Below are 23,179 nucleotides of genomic sequence, written 5' to 3'. Positions count from 1 at the left end.
GACACAGGCAAATCACACTAAGATATTTAGAGACCTCAGATGCAAAACGATACCCAAGTTACCCAGCTTGAAAACAAAAAAAGCACCTTTTGGATTTTTTTAATTCCTTCTCTATTGGGTTTATTTTTATTCATGGCCCCTATCAGCTATCAGGGTGATATTACTATCCCTGTAGCCGTACTTGCTAAGAGCTTAATTTCAATCCTTGGGGACCACGTGGTTCCTCTTGTTACGACCATTATTTCCTTCATGGCCATTGCTTCACTCTTATACCGCATATTTAAGCCATCGTTTATTAAAAATAATACCTTTTTAGACCGCCTCTTTTCACCGTCCCTACTTTGGCTTACTGTCCGTGTAATTGGTGGACTAGCGGTTGTCATGACTTATTACCATTTCGGGCCAAAAGCCATATGGGAGGAAAATACGGGAGGTTTAGTGTTAGAAGGCCTACTTCCAACCCTTTTCTCTGTGTTTATCTTCGCTGGTTTACTGCTCCCTCTTTTGCTGAACTTTGGCTTACTTGAATTGGTTGGCACACTATTAAGTAAAGTGATGCGCCCAATATTTAATTTACCCGGTCGAAGCGCCATCGATTGTATGGCCTCTTGGTTAGGTGATGGCAGTGTAGGTATATTGTTGACAAGTAAACAATATGACAATAAGTTTTATACCCAAAGAGAAGCGGCTGTCGTAGGAACAACTTTTTCGGCGGTTTCTATTACGTTTAGTTTAGTTGTGTTAGCTCAAGTAAGATTAGAAGCCTACTTTTTACCGTTTTACGGTTCCATCTGTCTTGCGGGTATTGTCGCTGCGATAATCATTCCTCGTTTGCCACCATTAAGCCGCAAAAAAGACATCTATGTCGATGGTAGTTCACCAGAAAAAGACGTTGACCTTATCCCCGACAATCACAACGCCTTCTCTTGGGGTTTTAACCTCGCGTTGAATAAAGCATCCCAAGTTAAAAGCTTTAAAAAAATAGCCAATGACGGCATTGAAAACGCGATTGATATGGTCTTTGGCGTACTACCTGTGGTTATGGGCCTAGGAACGCTTGCATTGATTGTTGCTGAATACACATCTTTGTTCGCAATATTAGGCACACCATTTGTACCTTATTTAGAGTTACTTGGTATCCCGGAAGCGGTAGCGGCATCAGAGACTATGATGGTTGGCTTTGCGGATATGTTTCTTCCTGCCATTATAATCTCTTCTGTAGATAGCGAAATTACCCGCTTCGTAATTGCAGCAATGTCAGTGACTCAACTTATCTATATGTCAGAGGTTGGCGCCTTACTGTTAGGCAGCCGCATACCGGTTAATTTTATAGAGCTTTTCACTATATTTATTCTACGTACCCTCATTACGTTACCAGTTATCGCTGGTGTCGCACATTTAGTGTTTTAAATCGTTATATGCATTGAGTCTTAAACACCGCTAGCCCCGCATTTCAAGTGGCTAGCGGTTGCTCGAACTCCCAGTTCAATTTATATTTACGTTGAGTATATTTTTAATGAATGCATATGAAAAAGAATGGTTTTACTCTCATCGAACTGGTCGTTGTTATTGTTATCTTAGGGATATTAGCAGTGACTGCTGCACCTCGCTTTCTCAATCTACAGCAAGAATCGCGAATCAGTGTATTACGTGGTGTTAAAGCGAGCATGCAATCGGTTAACGATATTGTTTTCGCCAAGTCTCAGTTAGGTTATGTCAAAGTCCGTGACGGTAGTAATTCCAACCGCCTTACTTACCTCGACCTTAACAAAAACAATATACAGGATGATGACGAATGGGATCTTATTTGGAACTATATTGATAACACCGATATTAAGTACGCAATATTGATAGACGGTGATTTAGTGACTGAAGAAGAAGGTGCCTATTATCTCTATATCGGATTTGATACCGACAACTCTGGAACTCCGAAGTCAGGAAACTGTTGGGTTAAGTATACCCAAGCCATTAACGAAGACGACGATCCTGTGTACGAATTAGAAACTTCAGGCTGCTAATTATTTACGCATAGAACACCTAAAATAAAAAAGGAAGCTAAATGCTTCCTTTTAATTTCACTCTTATTAAATCTATTTCTTCCTAAAGATTGCCATTCCAAGCATAACTAATAGTGGCCATAAAGGAACACTACCACCACCATCGCCAGACCCCAAAATGTCGGTTACAGCATTAGGTAAACTACCATTTTCTCGATAATATTCGCGGTCACTCTCACTGGTTGTATAGGTTGCCGTTACTAATCCATTTTTTACATTCGTTATCCAACCAGCATAGTCGACAACTTCAGTAAATACAGAAGTAGCTGTTATGTTTGGGTCTCCACATCCTGTATCTGTACCCGGACCATAACTCGTAATGCCTACTTGTTTACCCGAACCCTCAGTCCAGTATAGAGGTCCACCAGAATCGCCGTTGCATGTCGCATTAAGTAAACCAGTTCCTGAATCAAGCATACCCGTCATACATAACTGACTGTCTGGCACGCCGCTAGAAGAGTAATCAGTACAAGCAGAATTCTCCACATAATCGACCTCTGTCTCTAATAACTCAGTCGAGTTATCTACCCCTGTTGAGGTGTCTCCGTGGCCAACAGCAATAAATGTTTGGTTCGTCCCCCTCCCCCGTCAATTCTATATTCATTCTCAGAACTAACAAACTCGGCATAAGAGCTTAAGTTAGCCGCTTCTTCTAGTACCAAAATTGCAATATCGTTGGTTAATTGCGACGAGTCATAATCTTCATGGACATAAAACTTAGAAATATAGTATTTAGACGCATTTGAGATATCATCTTCATCATCGAGATTAGGAACCGCCACTGTAAAAAGTAGTCTTATTTCTGTGGCGTCGGTATCATCCAAATCGACACAATGGGCGGCAGTTAAAACATGAGTCGCATCAATAAATGTCCCACCGCAGTAACCATAATTTCCGTACTCGTTGTAATAAAGACGAGCATACGAAGGATACGCTGAAGTTGAAGTAACCGTACCATTAACTATATAGGTTTCAATTTCTGACGCACTAATTGAGACTGAGAGCACGACTGTGAAAACCCCTAAAGCCAGCCTTTTTAGCATATTACTTACCTATATTGTTTTCATTAGTTAAATAATAGTCTTTTTAGCTGATTTTAGGAATCTTAAATTAAGCCCAAAGTTGTGCGCGCTATTGGTAAATGGATGAACAGCATACAACCTCATTAGAATCGGAAGACAATAAATTGAATAAGAAAAATACGAGGAGATTAATTGTACCGAGCTTACTAACTGAGCAAGCTCGATAACCTATATTGGTAGATGTTCTAGCCTCGGTAATACCTTTGCGCCACGAACGGCATTTTTTCCACTGTCATCGCCAGTTTTTTACCGCGAACTTCAGCAAAAACTTCTGTTCCAATAACTGAAAATTCTGTTGCAACATATCCCATAGAAACGGGCTTACCTGCATTAGGTCCAGCGGTACCACTGGTCACAACACCAATTTCATTGTTTAGTGCGTCAAATAGCTTACAACCTTCACGCACCGGTGCTTTGGTTTGTCCAACTAAGCCAACACGTTTACGCAGAATGTCTTTTGTTATGATCTGATTTAGGATTATGTCTGCGCCTGGAAAACCACCGGCTCGCTCACCTTCGCTGCGGCGATTTTTACTAATCCCCCAAAGTAAACTCGCCTCGACAGGTGTTGTTGATGCGTCTAAATCATGGCCATATAAACACAACCCACACTCTAAACGTAACGAATCTCGAGCACCTAAACCTATCCATTCAACGGCATCGATAGCGGTAAGTTTACGGGCAAATGAATCTGCTTTATCAGCGGGAACAGATAGTTCGAAACCATCTTCACCGGTATACCCAGACCGACTTACATAACATTCAATCCCATCTATATCGATGATCTGCGCATCCATAAAGACCATATCAGCGACAGAAGGTTGAAATGACGCTAATACATCCGCGGCCTTTGGTCCCTGAAGAGCAAGTAAAGCTCTATCTTCTATTTGCTCTAACTCAACACCATCTAAAAGGTTTGCTTTCAAATGCGCGATATCTTGCTCTTTACATGCCGCATTCACAACAACAAAAATATGATCACCAAAATTGGTCACCATTAAATCGTCTAAGATACCGCCTTGTTCATTCGTGAAAAATGCATAGCGCTGTTTACCTGCAGGAAGATCGATAATATCGACAGGCACGAGAGCTTCCAACGTTTTTGCGGCATTAGCGCCTTTTAAACGTAATTGCCCCATGTGAGAAACATCAAATAACCCAGCAGCATCTCTCGTATGTAGATGCTCTTTCTTTACTCCGAGTGGATATTGAACTGGCATATCGTACCCAGCAAACGGAACCATCTTTGCACCAGCTTCAATGTGCAGTGCGTGTAAAGGGGTCTTAAGTAAATCTGTCATCACTTTCTCCATAAAGATTCAAACTATTGGCATAGCAGTGTTTCCAATAGTAAACATTTTCCACTATGAAAATCATTAATAACAGATTGTTTTAAATTTATCACGCGTTAATTTAACGTTTGCTGTACATAAATAGAACAACATAACCTCGTTATTCCAGATCATTTCGCTGTCACCCAAAGGATTAATGCATCTTGTTCACTCACGGATGTCAGCATGTGCCCCATGTTTGCATCGTAATAAGCACTGTCACCCTCTTTAAGGTTAATCGGCTCGTAATACTCCGTATAGAGTGTCACCTCCCCTTCTAAAATCAACAGAAACTCCTCACCATCGTGTTTTACCCAATCAACAAAATCTTCTATACGACGTGTACGAATACGACTCTTAAAGGGCATCATTTTTTTATGTGTAAGCTGAGTAGCGAGTAATTCATGTTCATAGGTTGGTGTTGGATGAGGCTTGCCTTGCCCTTGCATGGTAAGGTCTCTGCGGCCGCTCGCCATTATTGACTTTGGCGGTTCAAATAATTGGGGCATGTCTATCTGTAAACCTGAGGCAAGTTTTTGCATCGCCTGAAATGTTGGCGATATCTGCTCATTTTCGATTTTCGAAAGTGTCGAACGCGCAAGTCCCGTCCGTTGACTTGCCTCCTCTAACGTTATTCCCAAGTTAGAGCGTATATCTTTTATTTTTTGCCCTAGCTTTAGAGGCTCTATCGTTTCACTGCTTCCCTGCTTCTCTAGTTTAATCGACGGGTATTCATCTAAGTTTTCAATAGGCATTGTTCATCCATTTGATCTTGTTATGCATGTCCTTATTGTTACATGAAGCTCAAAAATAAGGAAACGGCAACATTTTCTCTTCAATTTTTAAAACCATACGAAATTATGTTTCCTATTGGAAATTTTTAATTGATTATTGAAAAAACAATGGTTATGTTACCAATATGTCAATGCTACTAACTCTATAATGCAATCGGTTGCGCGAAAGGCAGTAAGCACATAACAATGACAACATTATTCAGTCGAGCTCAACCAAAATTAATGCGGTTAAATAGTACATACTTCATTTTTTTATAGTGCTTCTATGCTTTTATTGCACGCACACTTAGGTTAACTCGTCAAAGTGGTTTCACTTTGAACACACAGTTTTACAATTATTGATATTAACAGTTTGGAGACAATGAAATGGACAACACCCTGAAGTTTACAGAGAGCCATGAATGGGTAAAAGACAACGGTGATGGTACTGTAACTATCGGTATTTCAGAGCACGCTCAAGAGATGTTAGGTGACGTGGTTTTCGTAGAACTACCTGAAATTGAAAGCGAAATTGAAGCAGGCGAAAGCTTTTCTTTGGTTGAATCTGTAAAAGCGGCCTCCGACATTTACACACCTATCACAGGCGAAATTGTAGAAGTCAACGAAGAACTAGGTGACAGCCCTGAACTCATCAATGAAGAACCTTATGAAGGTGGCTGGATTGCAAAAATTAAGATGTCTGACCCTTCAGAGCTAGACGACTTAACGGATGCTGAAGAATACCTAAGCAGTATTGAAGAAGAATAATTTAGGAAACTAATAGGAAGCTGCCTCATTTGGGCAGCTTTTTAATAAGGTACAAAGGAAATGACAGAACTACTTCAACACCTAAGCACACAAAACGAATTTGTTTCTCGCCACAACGGTCCAAACAAAACCGATCAGCAAGAAATGCTGAAAACAGTTAGGGCTGATAGCCTAGAACAGTTGATCGACCAAACCGTACCCAGCACAATTCGATTAGAGAAACCACTCTCTCTAGATGCGCCTATGAGCGAATCTGATATGTTAGTCGAACTGAAAAAAATCGCCGAACTCAATCAGATCAAGCGTACTTTTATAGGCCAAGGTTACTACAACACCTTTGTACCAAACGTTATCTTACGAAATGTATTTGAAAATCCGGGTTGGTATACCGCATATACTCCTTATCAGCCTGAAATTTCTCAAGGTCGTTTAGAAGCTCTGTTAAATTACCAACAGATGGTCATGGACCTCACTAGTATGGAAATCGCTAACGCGTCATTGTTAGATGAAGCAACAGCAGCAGGGGAAGCAATGACCCTGTGTAAACGTGCAGGTAAAAGCAAAAGCAAGACGTTTTTTGTGGCCGACGATGTCCATCCTCAAACTATCGAAGTAGTTAAAACTCGTGCGACCTTTATCGGCTTTGAAGTTGTTATTGGCCCTATAGAGTCATTACCAGAACAAGACGCATTTGGTGCCCTACTCCAGTATCCGTCAACCACTGGTGAAGTAACGGACCTAACCGACGTTATCTCATCAGCCCAAGCGAACAAAACATTAGTCACCGTAGCAACTGATCTTCTTGCTTCAACGCTGATAAAACCGGCTGGAGAGATGGGTGCAGATGTAGTTATCGGCAGTGCACAGCGCTTCGGTGTACCTATGGGGTACGGTGGTCCGCATGCCGCATTTATGGCAACGAAAGACAAGCATAAACGCACAATGCCAGGGCGCGTTATTGGTGTCTCTATCGACTCAAAAGGCAACCAAGCACTTCGTATGGCGATGCAAACTCGCGAACAACATATTCGCCGCGAAAAAGCGACATCGAATATTTGTACTGCTCAAGCATTGCTTGCCAATATGGCCTCGTTCTATGCTGTATTCCACGGAAGTGAAGGGCTTAAAACTATTGCTCGTCGAACCCATCACATGACGGCTATTTTAGCGGCTGGTTTAACTAAATCAGGTTATGAGTTAAGCAACAACAGCTACTTCGATACCATTACCATCGAAACAGCTAGTAATACTGACGCACTGTATGCCAAAGCGCTTCAATCAGACATCAATTTGCGTAAGTTTGACGAAAAGCTCGGTGTCAGCTTTGATGAAACCACCACCACGCAAGACATTGCCAAATTGTTCTCGGTTTTTGATATTAATGAAGATATCAATTCGTTATCAGCGGCTATCGCCAATAATGAATTTGCCGTTATACCAGAGTGTTGCCGTCGTGAGTCGAGTTTCTTAACACACCCTGTTTTCAATACGCACCACAGCGAAACACAGATGATGCGTTATCTTAAGCAGCTAGAAAATAAAGATTTTTCATTAACTCACGGTATGATCCCGCTTGGCAGTTGTACCATGAAGTTAAATGCGGTTGCAGAAATGATTCCTGTCACTTGGCCTGAGTTTGGAGCATTGCATCCATTTGCTCCTAAAGAACAAACGCTGGGGTATAGCAAACTGGCTGAGTCTCTCAAAACCATGCTGTGTGAAATCACCGGGTATGATGAGTTCTCATTACAACCTAATTCCGGTGCATCAGGGGAGTACTCTGGCCTCATAGCTATCCAACGCTATCATCAAAGTCGAGATGAAGGGCACCGTAATGTCTGTTTGATTCCTAGTTCTGCTCACGGTACTAACCCTGCAACGGCATCTATGGTCTCGATGAAAGTGGTTGTAGTTAAATGTGACGACGCAGGCAACATCGACATCCTAGATTTAGCAGACAAAATAGAAAAACACCGAGACAATCTTTCCAGCATCATGATCACCTATCCTTCTACACACGGAGTGTACGAAGAACAGGTACAGCAAGTCTGCGATATGGTTCATGAAGCGGGTGGTCAGGTTTATCTTGATGGAGCCAACATGAACGCTCAAGTGGGCTTAACCACTCCAGGTTTCATTGGCTCAGACGTTTCTCACTTAAATCTGCATAAAACATTCTGTATTCCACATGGTGGCGGTGGTCCGGGTATGGGGCCAATCGGTGTCAAATCACATTTAGCCCCCTTCCTCCCTGGCCACATTGAAGGTGGATTAGAAGGTGAAGATTTCGCAGTATCAGCAGCAGATATGGGCAGTGCCTCTATTCTTCCTATATCGTGGGCATATATCGCAATGATGGGCGAACAAGGGTTAACTGAAGCGACCAAAGTAGCGATTTTAAATGCTAACTATGTAATGGAACGTTTACTCCCTCACTACCCTGTTCTTTATCGCGGTACGAAAGGACGTGTTGCGCACGAGTGCATTATTGATATTCGCCCGTTGAAAGAAGAGACAGGTATTAGCGAAGAAGATATCGCTAAACGATTAATGGATTACGGCTTCCATGCGCCAACAATGTCTTTCCCTGTTGCGGGAACATTAATGATTGAACCAACTGAATCAGAAGATTTGGAAGAGTTAAATCGTTTCTGTGAAGCGATGATTGCCATTCGCCATGAGATGAATAGCGTGAAGGATGGTGAGTGGCCGCTAGACAATAACCCTCTGGTTAACGCGCCACATACGCAAGTGGACCTTTCTTCTTCTGAGTGGAATCGACCTTATTCACGTGAACTGGCTTGTTTTCCGTCTACACAGACTAAAATATCTAAATACTGGCCGACCGTGAACCGAGTCGACAACGTGTACGGCGATAGGAACTTAATCTGTTCATGCCCGACTATTTCTGAGTATGAAGAGTAACGACATGTTTTGATCACAGATAACTAAGTTGGAAACTGTGATAACTAAGTTGAGAACTGATAACTAAGTTGGAAACTAATTTGATACTTTAAAGGCGAGCCTGATGGTTCGCCTTTATATTTTATTTTTATGTAACAAAGTACCAATTGTTTTGGTTTATAAAATATTACCTAAAGCCACAGTTTACCGAAATCGCCTTCAGCACATCTCTGGACAGAATGTATGGTACGCCCCGTTTTTGCAAATGATAAATCAAAAATAACGGAGCTGGTTTGCGCTAATGTATTCGGAGTCTAATTGAGACTTTTTCTTTAGCCCCAGCTCCACGATGAGATCCGCGCCAGATTGTCCTCAAAAGCGTGAAAGCATTCTATGTTGCTGTTCTGTCCATCAGGTCTTCAATCTGGTGGTCTAACCGTTTTGTCATCTTTATATATCATCTGCAAATCTGATTTAAACTCTTACTTCAAAAGCTTTATGGGTAACCATTACTGACCATGCTATCCGAGCTAATTTGTTTGCTAAAGCTACAAGTGCAACATTGAATGGCTTGCGTTGCTTCAGATCAATGAGCCAAGAGCCAAAGTTACGTTCCGCCGTCCCATCCCTCCAGATAACAGCTCTAGCTGCATGGACAAATAATTCTCTGAGCTCTTTGTTTCCTCGTTTGGATATCCCAAGCATTCTTGATTTACCACCAGTAGAATATTGATGCGGGGTTAAACCAATCCAAGCGGCAAAATTACGACCATTAGCAAAATCGTGAGGGTTCACAACCGCTGACAAACAACAAGATGCGGTCATTGGCCCAACTCCTGGAACACTTTGTAAAAGAGATAACAATTCATCATCTTTCAGCAAGTTTTCTAATTTCTTTTCCTGCTCTTTAATCCATGTATTCAACTGATTGTAATGATCTAACTGATCTCTAAGCTCCAAAACTAACATTGGTGGAACGGGTTCTTTATTGTCGGCTAGATACTGAAATAGGTTCTTCATGTTGTGATGCCCTCTCGGAAAACTTATTCCAAACTCCAGAAGAATTGAACCTATCCTATTCATGCATGCTGTTCTTTCCTTGATATAACCTGCTCTGATTTTACGAACAACAGTACACACTTGTGCTAATTCGCTTTTTGGAGAAACAAAACGCATATTTGGACGCATTGACGCTTCTGCAATTGCGTCAGCATCAATGAAATCATTTTTGTTTATTTTTACGTAAGGTTTAACATACTGAGCAGGAACCAACTTAACTTGATGCCCATAAGACTCGCACCGTCTCGCCAACCAATGAGCACCACCACAAGCTTCCATCGCAACAATAACGGGCTCATGAACGGATAATAATTGAAGTAATTTTTGTCTGTTAAGCTTCTTCCTGAAGACTTCTCTGCCTGAATAATCATGGCCGATAAGGTGAAATGTATTTTTTCCTAAATCGATGCCGATAACGCGAATAGTAGTCATGATGGTCACCTTTATTTAACTGAACCTAACAATGTTAAGTTTAGCGTGTGGGTGGGGCGTACCATCTTATTAGTGAGTTACGCGCTTTAGCTAAAACCTACCCTTCGCATAATTTTAAGTATCTCAAAACGACAACGACCATAGTTTCTAGTGGTGGTCGATGTAACAGGAAATGGACAATAGTTCTCATCAACCTTACGAGTATTGAGCTCTATTTTATGCATATTTGTTAATAATTATACAAAACATCTACATCTGATAGTGTATTTTAGTTGTGATATGCTCAAAAATTGAGTTGTATCAAATATATAAAAGATTGAAGCCTCTAACTAACGCATTGAGTCAAAAAATACGTGATACTTATCTAAGAAAGTTTTGAGTTTCTTACAATTGAGGAGGGCTATGGATACCTATACCCTAGCCGTATACAGCTCTTTGTTAGCAATCACAGTGGCTAGTGCTTTACTACTTACTCACAAATACATGTTTGCTGGAACTGCTGTTGGCGTAAATTATATTGGCTATGCTGCTCTATTTTTAGGTATTAGCATAGCGCCACTTTTGCTTGGTTTTACACAAGCTTCAACTTATATAGTACTTTTTTCAAACTGTACATATACAATAGCATTTTGCTTGCTTCTGGCAGGTATTACTATAATGCGAGGAGCTAGTACATCTTTCCTATTAGTGTCCGTCGTCATTACAGCTTTTACAATTGTTTTTTTTGTTCATAACACGATTATTGTTCCTTCTGTTGCTTCTAGAATAGAGACACGTTCTATTTTAGTCGTAACTGTTTGTCTCTTGGCCGCATATGCGAACTATTCAGGAGTCAAACACGATAATAAAAGAGCGGGATTTCTATTAAATCTGACATTGTTTATAAACGCTGCGTATATGGCATTTAGAACCATGTTTGCTCTCACAGAAGGAACTATAGCGGATTATTATCTTGCTTCAGATGTTCATAAGTTGTCTTTTGTTGTCACTACGATCACAGTTATTAGCCTCTCGTTTTCAGTGTTTTGGATGCTAACAGACCGAATGATAAATAAAAACTATCGCTCATCCATTACTGATGGACTAACAGGTCTTTACAATCGCAGAGGCCTAACAGAACTTATACCCAAATTCGTGCAAGCAGGACGAGAGAATGACATCTCTATACTTTTAGCTGATTTAGACCATTTCAAAAAAATCAATGATACCTATGGCCATGAACAAGGGGACAAGGTGATTAAGCACTTTGGAAGAGTTCTTCAAAAAGCATGTCGTGAAAATGATGCTTGTTTTCGTTATGGGGGAGAAGAGTTTTTGGTCATCCTTCCCAAAGTTAAGCAAGATCAAGCAATGCTTATAGCCGATAGAATCCGATCTCACGTAAAAAACACTTCAATTACAGAGCAAATCTGTTGCAGCTATACAGTTAGCATTGGTTTTACGCGCGCCCTATTTGACGATGATTGGAGTTCGTTAGTAAATAGAGCTGACAGTGCTTTATATGAAGCAAAGTCTAGAGGACGTGACTGTATCGTTCAGCGTTAGATATGCATAAGACCATGTGAATTAGTATTCAACTCTATAATTGGAGTCCATAACTACTCACCTGAACGAAACTGGGAGTTTTCTGTCTCGAACTCTCAGGGGATAACCATGGACAAAAGTACGGTGATTCCAGTGGCACGATTCGCCACTGAGTAATTACGTTAACACCGAATGGGGCATTTTCGAGCTAGCCTACTTGCCACAGGCGAATAAGAACCGAAGTAGAAAACCTGCCCGAAAGTCATGTCATCTTCGAATTTGTTTGAACAGCAACATTTCTTGCCCTTTATATTTGCCTTCCTCAAGGATCAAAGACTCAGTGACTTGAAAACCGTTCTTTATTAGAACTTTTTTGAACCCATATTTCGAGCAAGGCAACCGCTATTGAAATGAGTGATGCCAAGCTCCACGGCCAAGTTAATTACTTTTTCGACTGCGCTTGTTCCAATCCCCTTACCTTGAAGATCAGCTCGAATCCAATAATCAATATTGGTACGTCTTTCTTCTTTAGAAAAACCATTTAGAGTAACGATGCCAGCAAATTCATTTAAAAATTCCACCACATAGACTATTACTTGGTTTGCGTTTATTTTGGGTCTAATAAATTTGTACCACTCTTCAGCACCGTTTTCAGGATAAGGCGATGGAATGTAACTCATTTTGCTAAGTTCAGGGTTGGATGCATAGCGTTGTACATCCGATAAATCACCTACAGACAACGTTCTAATGTTTATCATTTTGATACTCAAGTGAATAAGGTTGTGACTAAAGCACTTCTAAATCTTTTAGTGTAAAATAGAGCGAGCCAATGAAGTTATAGTTATAGGCCGATCAGCGACTCTTTCAACTGTTCTATCGTTTGAATACCCAATTCACTACTTTTCCATCCAAACTGGTCATCATCATAGCGTGGGAAAATATGAAGATGGTCTAACTCATTACACTTCCCATTATTTTGAATAAAAGACATGCCAACTGGTTGAAACTTTTCCATAATCCTAGAGTACAAATCTCTGGCAACCTCTTGGATCTCATCATGAATTGGTTTTGGTAGCTCGATAAACGATTCATAGGGAAACGTTGGACAAATAAGAATATGCCCAAAGTTAATCGGGTCATAATCAGCAAATGCAATAACGTTTTCTGATTCAAATACAATAACAGCATCAATTTCTCGATTTACTATTTGTTCTACAACTGTCGCCATAACATTCTCAAGCCCCATATTCCAAAACCCTAACAGCAGGTTATTCGGATTAGATGAATTTAGTCAAACTGCATTCTCAAGAAACGAGATCCTAACTTGACGAAACACGACATGGGGCAATAATGCGGTAGCTCAACTGATTAGTTTAAGCTGCATTTCTGTTAGTGAGCTGAAAAGTCAAAACTGTTTCCAACTCTATTAGATTTAAACCTCTCCCAAGTACAAAACAATACCATAGAGTATCCAACTACATTTGCTTCACGCTACTACATAACTAATTGATTTTGGCTACCCTACTATATCCAACTTGATATGCTGTGATCATCTGTCTCTGAGTATTTAAAATTTAAACAAAGTAATAAAAAATAGACAAACTCCAGTTTGTCTATTTTTTTGTAGGTTAAGAAAAATACAATCAGAATTGTCAGATTTTCATCTAACTAAGGGACAAGAGCGCCTTAGTGTCATTAAATCGTGGCACTCCCTAACTTGAAAGTATCCCTTTATGATTTAGTGAGATTATTGACCGATAAATTTCTGTATCACCCTATATAACATACTTGCTTGAAGTTAAGCCAAAGGACAATGAATGGTTTCTCCCTAAACCGAGCAAAACTAGACTACTTAACTTCAAACTTAAAAATGAATGATTATGCAGGGTGGATTTCATAGCTCCGGCTTACATCGTTAGCCAAAAAGTGACGATACATAAATCATCAGACAGAAGCTCACTCCCAGTTAGATATCCTCTACAGGAATCTCCAAAAGGGAGTCAACTAAATAACTGTAGCTACTAAGCGTTTGCTTCGGCAAAGCGCACCATAAAATCAACCAGAACTGACACGTCCTCCCCGGTGATGCCGTTGTACAGACTTGCTCTAAGATAATCTCCGACTCCAAAAGGGGTCAGTGTACGCAAGCCCACCACTCCCATCTCCCAGCACTGAATCAGAAACTTGTTCGTCAGCTCTTCATCTCCCCCATTAACATTAAAAGGTATATTCATTCTACTTCGAAGTGATTTATCTTCGATTGGAGTACCATAAAAACCTAAAGAGCTATCGATTACTTCATATAAAGCCTGTGCCTTTGCTACTGATCGCACCTCATTCGCCTCCACACCACCTTGCTGTTCTAACCAGTTCATAAGAATGCCAACAACTTCGATATTAAAGGTTGCTGGTGTATTCCACAGGTTACCTGCGTCACTATTAACAGTGTAATTAAAAACTCCTGGGCATAGAGAAGATGCTTTATCCTTACCAATGAGATCCTTTCGAATAACGGTCATGGTTAGTCCCGGATGGCCGATGTTCTTAGATGCACACGCAAAGAGCACACCTACACCGTCTCTAAGCCAATCAATAGGTTTACTGGTAAAATCTGAGCTTGCATCAACAATTAGGGGAATATGACTGCGAGATTTTGGTAGTTTCGGCAGTCGGTGCAGTTCGATACCGTTTACCGTTTCGTTGGAACAAAGGTAGATATACTTACTCTCGGGATTTATATCCTCTTCATTCAGCGAAGGGAAAGTAGTAAATGCGCCTGTCTCGGGGTCACTACCATCGATCGTTTCAACCTGACAATATTTTTTTGCTTCGTCTCTTCCTCTAGCTGACCACGTACCGTTTACAATGTAGGTAGCAACATCAGTCTCTTCACGACAGAGGTTAAGAGGAACGGCTGCGAACTGACCATGACCTCCCCCGTGTGTAAACAGTACCTCGTAGTCATCAGGTATGTTCATAACCCTTCTAGTAGTCGCCACAACATTTTCTAATATCACCTGAAATTCTGGAGCCCTATGGGACAAAGCAAGAGATGTGAGCTCCGGTTTGTTAAAACTATCTGCAATCTTTTGTTCAACTCCTTTAGGTAAGGATGTTGGACCGGGTCCGAAGTTAATTATCCGTTCCGCCGATGGGGATTTACTCAGCGAACCAACTAACGCAGGATGAATATCAGTTTTACATTCCGTTGCCATATTAAAAATTCCTTTTTGCCAGATGCTTTAAGCGATAAGTTGTTTAATAGAGGCGCTGATCCCTAGAATAGAAACCATCACCATAATAGGTAGAGCAAAATGTTTAAGGGATTTAGGCGGGTATCGGTTAAACAGCCATTGCCCCATGCGAACGATCACCAGTGTGGGTATCAGTAAGCTGGCTAACATCGTTAAAATATGCACGTCTACCAGACCTCCAGCAAACAATGCCACCAGTGCTAATAGTTCGCTGACGATAAAAAACAGAATCATGGTGGCGCGTTGCGCACTTGGCGTAAGAGGGCTCGACAGCATATAACAAACTATCATTGGACCTCCAACCGAGGCACCAGCTGTCCCCACACCACTTGCCATCCCAAAGCTTAGTTTTGTAGCCATTCCCTCTGCGCTTCGAAGGCGAAAATCAAAGATAAGCACCATAGAGAAAAGCAAAATAGCAATACAGATAAGTAGCTTTAGAACCTCTTCAGGGATCAGTACTAATAGGCTTAGTCCAAATGGAATACCCAAAATCGACCCCAAAGTGAGAACTTTAAAAGTGCTCATATCGGCCTGACGGATCGCCTGACGCAACAAACCGACACTGCAAAGGACATCTAACCCTAGTACTACAGGAATACTCTGCTGAGGAGAAAGAAAGAAGTTCATACCAACCACAGCGATGGCAGTAAAACCGAAGCCTGCATATCCACGAACTAATGCCGCCAACATGACTACAGGCAAAATAATCAGAAAAGACTCAAACAAAATCGTTTACCTTATCTTTTTTCTGGGGACTGAAATCAGTATATGAGCTCGCACATACCGTCATTAGCACCAAATATGGATATCTTTGGTACCAGTATCGAGTGTTAATACTGAAGGTTTATTTAGGATTAAAAAACGGGAGAGACTCTCCCGTTAATTTAAGTAACTTTAAGCAGACCTATCGCACTAATATCCTTTCCACGGAACCAGTTTCTGCTCCAGATAGCGCATGAATAAGTCAAACGAGTAGGCTATCAGACCGATAATTACGATACCCGCGATAACCACATCGGTAACCAGAAATTCAGCAGCATTCAGAACCATGTAACCAATACCAGCCTCGGCAGCCACCATTTCACTGGCAACCAGAGTCGTCCACCCAAATCCGATACCGATTCTCAGACCTGTCAGTATCTCCGGCATCGCGCTTTTAATAATCACGTGATAAAGCACCTGCGCCTTACTGGCTCCCATGGAATATGCTGCCTGAATTTGCTCGCTCTTAGCCGATGAGACACCAGCCCTCGCGCTAAGAGCAATAGGAGCAAACATCGCCAAATAAATCAGTGTAATCTTGCTTGTCTCATCGATGCCAAGCCAAATAATAACTAACGGAAGATAGGCTAGCGGTGGTAACGGACGATAAAACTCAATCAAGGGGTCAAAGATGCCACGTACCCAGACATTACTACCAATCAAGATACCTACCGGAATGGCAGTAAGAACGGCGAATAAGAAGGCTCCAAATACACGAGTTAAACTTGAGGTCAGGTGGTCTACTAATGAAACACCAGCGAAACCATCGACCCAGAGGTCAACAAAACGTTCTGCAACAGAAATTGGCGAAGGCAAGAACAGGGGTTTAACCCAACCAGCTTCGGTAACCAGTGCCCAGAGCAATACAAAGCAAATTGAAGAGAGAATAGAGATCAGTCGTGAGTTACCCTGACCTGGTTCACCATAGTATTCACCTGGTGTTAGCGTATAGGCTTTTATTTTACCAAATAGCTTGATCAGATGAGGTTCCGGAGCATAAGTTTCCTGTTCGCTATAACTTTTCACTGGCTTGTACTCTACTTCTTTCAACTCAGCAGACGAACTTGACTCTTTTGAGAGAATGACTGACTGTTGGCTAATGCTCATGCTGCTACCTCCGGCTGTTCATCCTGATGAATAATCGAAAGGATCTTTTCCCGCATTTCAATAAAGTCCGGCATTGACTTGACCTTGCGTGCGTCGCGGCACTCTAGAAAACGCTTATTGAAATCCAGTTCAAAACTGTGCGTAATTCTGCCCGGTCGAGGAGACATTACAATCAGGCGGGAAGCCATGAACAGCGCTTCTTCTACACTGTGGGTAATAAAAAACATCATCTTGTTAGTTGCCTGCCAGGCATCTAATAGAAGTTCCTGTAATACTTCACGAGTTAGGGCATCAAGCGCCCCCAAGGGCTCATCAAGCAGTAGAATACTTGGGTCATTCGTTAATGCACGTGCAATACCGACCCTCTGCTGCATACCGCCAGATAACTGATAAATCTTATGGTCATGGAAGTCTTCCAACCCAACTAGCTTCAGATATTTAGCCGCTCGCTCGTTACGCTCTTCTTTACTAAAGCCCTGCAGCTTTAGGCCAAACGCTGTGTTTTCCAGCACATTCAACCATGGAAATAGCGCATGCTTTTGGAACACAACTCCACGTTCAGCACCAGGCCCAAGAATTTGGTCACCAATGTCCTTACCCATCTGAACCCTTGGCAAACCTTCTACCTGCGAGTTTCCTAAAGTTAGGTAGCCATCCGTTGGCTGGATAAAACCAGCCATGAGGTTTAAAAGTGTTGTTTTTCCGCAGCCAGAGGCGCCAAGTGCGACAACAAGATCTCCCTGTTCGATTTCCAGATTGACTCCTGACAGTGCAGTCACCGGATCACCACCTTGGCGATCTTCATATATCACTGATACATCCTGTATCTTTAGAACTTTATCTGTTGTCATACTGACGCTCTCCATGTGTCGATGTTAACTATGATTACAGTGAGGCTTTCGCTTTTTCTGCAAATGTCGGATTCACGTACATGCTGTAGTCAGGTTGTAGCTCCGTGATCTTTTTCTCTTTCAGCAGAAACTCTGATGTAGATTTCAGTGCTTTAGTCGCACCACCTTCTGCACCACAGCCCAGCCACTGACAAGAAAGCTGACCATCGAAATCCAGGAATTCATACAATTTCATTGCTGCAACCACACCTTCTGGGTCACCACCAACTACTTTGGCTACTGACTTCGCCATCGGGCTTTCAGCTGTCATAGACTCGCGACCAGCAACGTATTCACTATCAACTGATGCCAGTGTGGAAAGGAATTTGACGACAAATTCTTCATTTTCAGCGGTAAACGCTTTGCTGGCAATCATGCCGTCAAACGTTGGTTTACCCCAGGATCCGAGTTGTTTTGAAGTAATAAGCACGGAACCATCTTGCTTGATTTTGCCTAGAGCAGGATCCCAAATGAATGCGCCATCGATGTCACCTCGCAGCCATGCGGCCATGATAGCATTTGGCTGCATGTTGATTAGCTTCAGGTCTTTTTCCGATAGACCAAACTGTTCTAGTGCAAATAGCATATGGAAGTGGGTTGTCGAAACAAAAGGTACCGCGATTTTCTTGCCCTTCAGATCAGATGGTGACGAGATACCGCTACCGTCTTTAACGACCAACGCTTCTGCATCAGCGATGTTTTCCATTATCCATATCAACTCCATCTCAATGCCTTTACTTGCAGCACTGGCAATTGGGCTAGATCCTGCTACGGTCATGTCAACTGCACCTGCTGCCATCGCGGTAATCGCTTTTGCACCAGAGTCGAACTTGCGCCATTTGATCTCATAACCAGTTTTTTCTTCAAATAACTTGGTATCAATGGCGTACTTCATTGGGTTGTACATCCCTTGATAACCAATTGTTACCTGCTCAGCAGCTTGAGTTGCTACAGAACAAAGCAGAGTTGATGCCAGAGCAATTGATTTAACTAGTGTTGATTTCTTGAGTTTGTTGGTAATCATTGTCACGTCCTCTTTGAGCTTGATTTGCATTGATGTCCAATTGGTTTCATGGCGCCAGTTCACACTATCCTTAATGCTCTGTACCAATCCTCGCTTGGGTATCTACACAATAACCCTGGCTATAGGGCCAGAAATAGAGCCAAACTAAATCATTATTAGGCCAGATTTGCCCCAAAACAGCGCACCAGTTCGGTGCAAGCTCTATGTATTCCCCAGGGAAGTTTGTGATCTTCATCAAATAAACTATTTACACATACCAGAGACAAAAAAACCCGCTTCAAAAGCGGGCAAAACAGAAGGAATGTCTGTAACTAAACTTGATTGGCTAAATCTCACCCAAACTTTCAAAAGCTTCTGTCAGTTTTTCGACAATAGAATCAGCTTGCTGTTGGGTAATAGTCAGCGCAGGGCTAAAACACAAAGTATTGTTATACTCTTTGAATGAACGGTTAGTTCTGCCAATGATCAATCCTCGCTGCATACAAAGGCCGGCTATCTTCGCCGTGACCGACTCGTGGACGGGTTCTCGGCTCTCCCTATCCTTTACCAGTTCAATACCCAGGAAAAGCCCTTTTCCACGCACGTCACCTATGAGCGGAAAACATTCTTTCAGGTCTATCAGCTTTGCATACAAGTATTCCCCCATATGGGCGCAATTTTCTACAAGGTGCTCTTGTTCGATAATACGCATATTTTCCAGCGCTGCTGCTGGCCCTGCTGTACAACCTCCAAAGGTGCTAATGTCTCGGAAATAACCTTCTGTATCAGCGGGGTCGTCATTTAGCAGCTTAAATACCTCTTCAGTCGTCACCGTACAGGAAATAGCCGCATAGCTGGATGCCACTCCTTTCGCCATTGTGACGATATCTGGCTTAATATCGTAATGCTGGTAGCCGAACCACTTACCCGTCCGGCCCAAACCACAAACCACTTCATCAATATGAATAAGAATGTCGTACTTACGACAGATACGCTCCACTTCTTTCAGATACCCCTCGGGTGGAGTAATAACGCCACCACCAGCAGTGATAGGCTCAATAACTACTGCACCTACTGTGTCCGGCCCTTCTTGCAGAATAACCTCTTCGAAAGCCTGAGCTGCCTTGATACCATAGTTTTCTACTTCACCAAACTGGTTGCGGTATTCGCAACAATGAGGAAACTCTACAAAACCTGGTACAAATGGGCCGTACTGATCTCTTCTTTGTTCCTGTCCGGTTGAACTCAGACAAGCGATTGTCGTACCGTGATAATCCCTTTCTCGGTAGAGTATTTTGTGTTTTTTCCCACCATATTTTTTGTGGGCGATCTGGCGCACCATCTTGTACGCTTTCTCATTTGCCTCAGAGCCCGAACTTGAATAGTAGACGCGGCTCATCCCCGGCATTTTTTCTATAAGCTTTGCCGCAAATTGCGCAGCGACAGGTGTACCGGCAGAACCAGCAAAGTAGTTCAACTTAACTAATTGCTCCCGTACGGCATCAGCGATGCTTGTGCGGCCATACCCTACGTTCACGCACCATACACCACCCGACGTAGCATCCAGATACTGGTTGCCCTTTATATCCCAGATATCCAGTCCTTCTCCACGATCTACAATGAGTGGATCCTGAGATTCAAATATTGCGTGCTGGGTTAAATGGTGCCAGACGGAACCCTTGTCTAGCTCTACGACTTGTTCAGTAGTCAGATTGTTCATAACAGCCTCCCTGCTTTTTCTTTTCACCATAGGGGGAGAGATATTTATCCGATAGAACCAGTAATAAATATTTATGGGGACAGTCAGCAAAATTAGCTGGCACAAATTATGCTGTAGCGCTGGTATCACCAACCTGATGTGAGCCAGACGATGAAAACAGACCACCTAATGCATATTCAGTTCACCGCTGAACGAAGTCTGCAGGAACAGATCCGCGAACATGTTATTGATAGTATTCAGCGTGGGATGTTTGGTACAAACGCACTCCCTTCATGCCGCAAAATGGCGGCAATGCTAAGGGTTTCACGCAATACTGTTGTTCTTGTCTATGAGCGTCTGGTCGATGAAGGTTACCTCTATTCTCAGGAAAGAAGTGGCTACTATCCCACCAATGAAGCACGTAAAAACCGTGATATATCAGTAGATGCACCTGATTTAGCCGATCATCCTGCTAATATTAAACCTGCACAATTCTGGCGCAAACGTGTCAAAACGGATCTTGATTGTCAGCGAAATGTAGTAAAAGAAACCAACTGGCAGCAATACCCTTACCCATTCTTGTTTGCTCAGCCCGAACATTCGCTTTTCCCTCTCGCCCATTGGCGAGAATGCGGCCGATTAGCGCAACGTAGTAGTGTTATCAAGGACTGGATTTCTGATTCCGTTGATTGCGACGACCCAATGCTGGTGAAGCAGCTACAGATTAATGTGCTGAGTAAAAGAGGGATAACAGCAAAACCTGAAGATATTCTGATTACTGTGGGTACTCAAAACTCACTCTACCTGCTTGCCGACCTGCTCGTTGAGAATGGTACCAAAGTCGGTCTGGAAGACCCAGGTTATCCAGACGCAAGAAATATTTTCAGTTATCACGGCGCAGAAATAGAACCGCTAGACGTTGATCATCAAGGAGTAAAGGTGACACAAAAGATGGCAAGCTGCGAGTATGTTTACACAACACCAAGCCACCAGGTACCAACCAACGTCACTATGTCTATGGACAGGCGCAATGAACTGCTTGAATCAGCAGAGAGAAACGACTTTATCATCATTGAAGATGACTTTGAGAGTGAAGTAAATGTACTTAGCCAGCCCTCACCTGCACTAAAGAGTTTGGATAACAACGGGCGAGTCATTTATGTTGGCAGCCTATCGAAATCTCTATCCCCTGGACTGAGAATAGGCTTTATAGTCGCAGATGCTAACCTGATACGCGAAGTCCGGAAACTGCGTCGTCTAATGTATCGTCACCCACCTTCGAACAACCAACGTACTTGCGCACTATTTATTTCTCTCGGCCATTACGATTCATACGTACGTAAACTCAAGAACAGTTACAAAGATAAATGGACTCTCATACGTAAAATGCTAGAACAGCACATGCCACAATGTATAACTGATGAAACTCTCGGTGGAAGCTCATTTTGGCTAAGGCTACCAAAGGGCGTAAAGGCAGAAATTTTTGCTCTCAAAGCCAGAGAGATGGGTGTACTGGTGGAACCTGGTGATGTTCATTTTATGCATCCGGAAAGAGAAAGCTACGCCTATATACGTATGGGCTTTTCGGCTATCGATATCGCAATGATTCCAGCCGGCATAGAGAAACTGGCGTCAATATTAGAGCCAGAACATGTTTAATTTAATCATAACTGGCTCTAACCGCACATGTATCCCTTACGGTAGGCTTTGCTTCAACAAGGAATAAAAATGTGCAAGGAGCAAAGAATGCCCGATTTTTCTCTACCCACCGTTCTCATAACTGGTGCTACCTCCGGATTTGGCCTGGCTACGGCCAGAAAATTTGCTGACAATGGATATCCGTTAATTTTAACAGGCCGTCGCGCTGAGCGCCTGAGCGCCTTAGCTGATGAGCTTGCTCAGCTTACCCCTGTGTATACATATCAGCTGGACGTTCGTGACTCGGAACAGGTATGCAAGTTAATCGACGCGCTTCCACCAGAATTTAAACGAATTGAAGTCTTGGTAAATAATGCTGGTCTGGCGTTAGGCGCATCGCCTGCGGACCAGGCCGACCTTAAAGACTGGCATACCATGATCGACACCAACGTCACTGGTTTGGTCAATGTTACTCATACACTACTCCCTATTTTGAAGGCACAACCGAAAGCAAGCATTATTAATCTTGCGAGTATCGCTTCCAACTGGTCATATCCCGGAGCACACGTTTATGGTGCCAGTAAGGCTTTTGTCCAGCAATTTTCCCGTAATCTAAGGAGTGATTTTGCTGGTACCGGAATAAGAGTCACCAGCCTTGAACCTGGTTTGTCAGAAAGTGAATTTAGCCTAGTACGTTTTAATGGCGATCAAGAAAAATACAACGCCATCTACGAAGACACGAATGCGCTCCAGCCTGAAGATATCGCCGACATTATTTTCTGGGTAGCAGAACAGCCGTCCCACATCAACATCAATAGCCTTGAAGTCATGCCTACTAGTCAAGCATGGGATAGCTTTAAAGTTGTAAAGGATACCGTTCGATAATGCCTCTA

General features: G+C 42.4%; 20 protein-coding genes. 7 read left to right on the top strand and 13 right to left on the bottom strand.

The genetic code is table 11. From position 1 onward, the window contains the following. Window positions 1-39 precede the first annotated feature (39 nt). Together PGX00_RS21130 and PGX00_RS21125 are read left to right on the top strand one after the other, a co-directional pair. A complete protein-coding gene (locus PGX00_RS21130) occupies window positions 40-1,410 on the top strand; it encodes a YjiH family protein (protein ID WP_272140281.1) in 1,371 nt (456 codons plus the stop codon). Between the two features lie 116 nt (window positions 1,411-1,526). Further along, a complete protein-coding gene (locus tag PGX00_RS21125) occupies window positions 1,527-2,018 on the top strand; it encodes a type II secretion system protein (RefSeq protein WP_272140279.1) in 492 nt (163 codons plus the stop codon). A 72-nt stretch (window positions 2,019-2,090) separates the two neighbouring features. On the opposite strand, the gene PGX00_RS21120 is transcribed toward PGX00_RS21125, so the two are convergent. The 4 genes from PGX00_RS21120 to PGX00_RS21105 form a co-directional block, all read right to left on the bottom strand. Then, window positions 2,091-2,618 carry a trypsin-like serine protease gene (locus PGX00_RS21120; protein WP_272140963.1) on the bottom strand — a complete coding sequence of 176 codons (528 nt, stop codon included), beginning with the start codon at window positions 2,616-2,618 and terminating at the stop codon, window positions 2,091-2,093. Next, entirely contained in the window at window positions 2,582-3,100 is a 519-nt protein-coding gene (locus tag PGX00_RS21115; protein ID WP_272140278.1) for a S1 family peptidase, read from the bottom strand. The genes PGX00_RS21120 and PGX00_RS21115 overlap by 37 nt, the downstream gene beginning before the upstream one ends. 224 nt (window positions 3,101-3,324) lie before the next feature. Continuing rightward, window positions 3,325-4,452, bottom strand: coding sequence for a glycine cleavage system aminomethyltransferase GcvT (gene gcvT / locus PGX00_RS21110; protein ID WP_407702403.1), 1,128 nt, complete (start codon window positions 4,450-4,452; stop codon window positions 3,325-3,327). A 149-nt stretch (window positions 4,453-4,601) separates the two neighbouring features. Continuing rightward, a complete protein-coding gene (locus PGX00_RS21105) occupies window positions 4,602-5,225 on the bottom strand; it encodes a helix-turn-helix domain-containing protein (protein WP_272140271.1) in 624 nt (207 codons plus the stop codon). A 405-nt stretch (window positions 5,226-5,630) separates the two neighbouring features. On the opposite strand from PGX00_RS21105, the gene gcvH reads away from it, so the two are divergent. Further along, window positions 5,631-6,011 carry a glycine cleavage system protein GcvH gene (gene gcvH, locus PGX00_RS21100; RefSeq protein WP_272140269.1) on the top strand — a complete coding sequence of 127 codons (381 nt, stop codon included), beginning with the start codon at window positions 5,631-5,633 and terminating at the stop codon, window positions 6,009-6,011. A gap of 60 nt (window positions 6,012-6,071) precedes the next feature. After that, entirely contained in the window at window positions 6,072-8,936 is a 2,865-nt protein-coding gene (gene gcvP / locus PGX00_RS21095; protein WP_272140268.1) for an aminomethyl-transferring glycine dehydrogenase, read from the top strand. Window positions 8,937-9,389: 453 nt separating this feature from the next. Here gcvP and PGX00_RS21090 read toward each other — a convergent pair whose 3' ends face one another. Continuing rightward, window positions 9,390-10,406 (bottom strand): IS110 family RNA-guided transposase, encoded by a 1,017-nt coding sequence (locus PGX00_RS21090; protein ID WP_272140266.1) that lies wholly within the window; start codon window positions 10,404-10,406, stop codon window positions 9,390-9,392. A gap of 402 nt (window positions 10,407-10,808) precedes the next feature. On the opposite strand from PGX00_RS21090, the gene PGX00_RS21085 reads away from it, so the two are divergent. Continuing rightward, complete coding sequence (locus tag PGX00_RS21085; RefSeq protein WP_272140264.1) at window positions 10,809-11,951, top strand: GGDEF domain-containing protein; 1,143 nt, start codon at window positions 10,809-10,811, stop codon at window positions 11,949-11,951. Between the two features lie 341 nt (window positions 11,952-12,292). Here PGX00_RS21085 and PGX00_RS21080 read toward each other — a convergent pair whose 3' ends face one another. From PGX00_RS21080 to PGX00_RS21045, 8 genes are all read right to left on the bottom strand, one after another. Continuing rightward, window positions 12,293-12,688 (bottom strand): GNAT family N-acetyltransferase, encoded by a 396-nt coding sequence (locus tag PGX00_RS21080; protein WP_272140262.1) that lies wholly within the window; start codon window positions 12,686-12,688, stop codon window positions 12,293-12,295. Window positions 12,689-12,771: 83 nt separating this feature from the next. Then, entirely contained in the window at window positions 12,772-13,158 is a 387-nt protein-coding gene (locus PGX00_RS21075; protein WP_272140961.1) for an HIT family protein, read from the bottom strand. Between the two features lie 793 nt (window positions 13,159-13,951). Next, the gene (serC, locus tag PGX00_RS21070) at window positions 13,952-15,145 is read right to left on the bottom strand and encodes a 3-phosphoserine/phosphohydroxythreonine transaminase (RefSeq protein WP_272140260.1); all 1,194 of its coding nucleotides are present in this window, start codon (window positions 15,143-15,145) and stop codon (window positions 13,952-13,954) included. Window positions 15,146-15,172: 27 nt separating this feature from the next. Beyond that, window positions 15,173-15,913 (bottom strand): sulfite exporter TauE/SafE family protein, encoded by a 741-nt coding sequence (locus PGX00_RS21065; protein WP_272140258.1) that lies wholly within the window; start codon window positions 15,911-15,913, stop codon window positions 15,173-15,175. A 186-nt stretch (window positions 15,914-16,099) separates the two neighbouring features. Beyond that, the gene (locus PGX00_RS21060; RefSeq protein WP_272140256.1) at window positions 16,100-17,056 is read right to left on the bottom strand and encodes an ABC transporter permease subunit; all 957 of its coding nucleotides are present in this window, start codon (window positions 17,054-17,056) and stop codon (window positions 16,100-16,102) included. Further along, on the bottom strand, window positions 17,053-17,907 hold the full coding sequence (locus PGX00_RS21055) for a taurine ABC transporter ATP-binding protein (protein ID WP_272140254.1): 855 nt from the start codon (window positions 17,905-17,907) through the stop codon (window positions 17,053-17,055). Before PGX00_RS21055 ends, PGX00_RS21060 begins: the two co-directional genes overlap by 4 nt. A 34-nt stretch (window positions 17,908-17,941) precedes the next feature. Continuing rightward, complete coding sequence (gene tauA, locus PGX00_RS21050; RefSeq protein ID WP_272140252.1) at window positions 17,942-18,970, bottom strand: taurine ABC transporter substrate-binding protein; 1,029 nt, start codon at window positions 18,968-18,970, stop codon at window positions 17,942-17,944. A 325-nt stretch (window positions 18,971-19,295) separates the two neighbouring features. Beyond that, complete coding sequence (locus PGX00_RS21045; protein WP_272140250.1) at window positions 19,296-20,669, bottom strand: aminotransferase family protein; 1,374 nt, start codon at window positions 20,667-20,669, stop codon at window positions 19,296-19,298. A 150-nt stretch (window positions 20,670-20,819) separates the two neighbouring features. Here PGX00_RS21045 and pdxR point away from each other — a divergent pair, with 150 nt between their 5' ends. Beyond that, window positions 20,820-22,307 (top strand): MocR-like pyridoxine biosynthesis transcription factor PdxR, encoded by a 1,488-nt coding sequence (gene pdxR, locus PGX00_RS21040; protein ID WP_272140248.1) that lies wholly within the window; start codon window positions 20,820-20,822, stop codon window positions 22,305-22,307. Window positions 22,308-22,394: 87 nt separating this feature from the next. Then, on the top strand, window positions 22,395-23,171 hold the full coding sequence (locus PGX00_RS21035) for an SDR family oxidoreductase (protein ID WP_272140246.1): 777 nt from the start codon (window positions 22,395-22,397) through the stop codon (window positions 23,169-23,171). The last annotated feature ends 8 nt before the right edge of the window (window positions 23,172-23,179 follow it).

This window comes from Vibrio algarum, from assembly GCF_028204155.1.
Taxonomy (GTDB): Bacteria; Pseudomonadota; Gammaproteobacteria; order Enterobacterales; family Vibrionaceae; genus Vibrio; species Vibrio algarum.
This window is presented reverse-complemented; position numbering and strand designations above follow the sequence as displayed.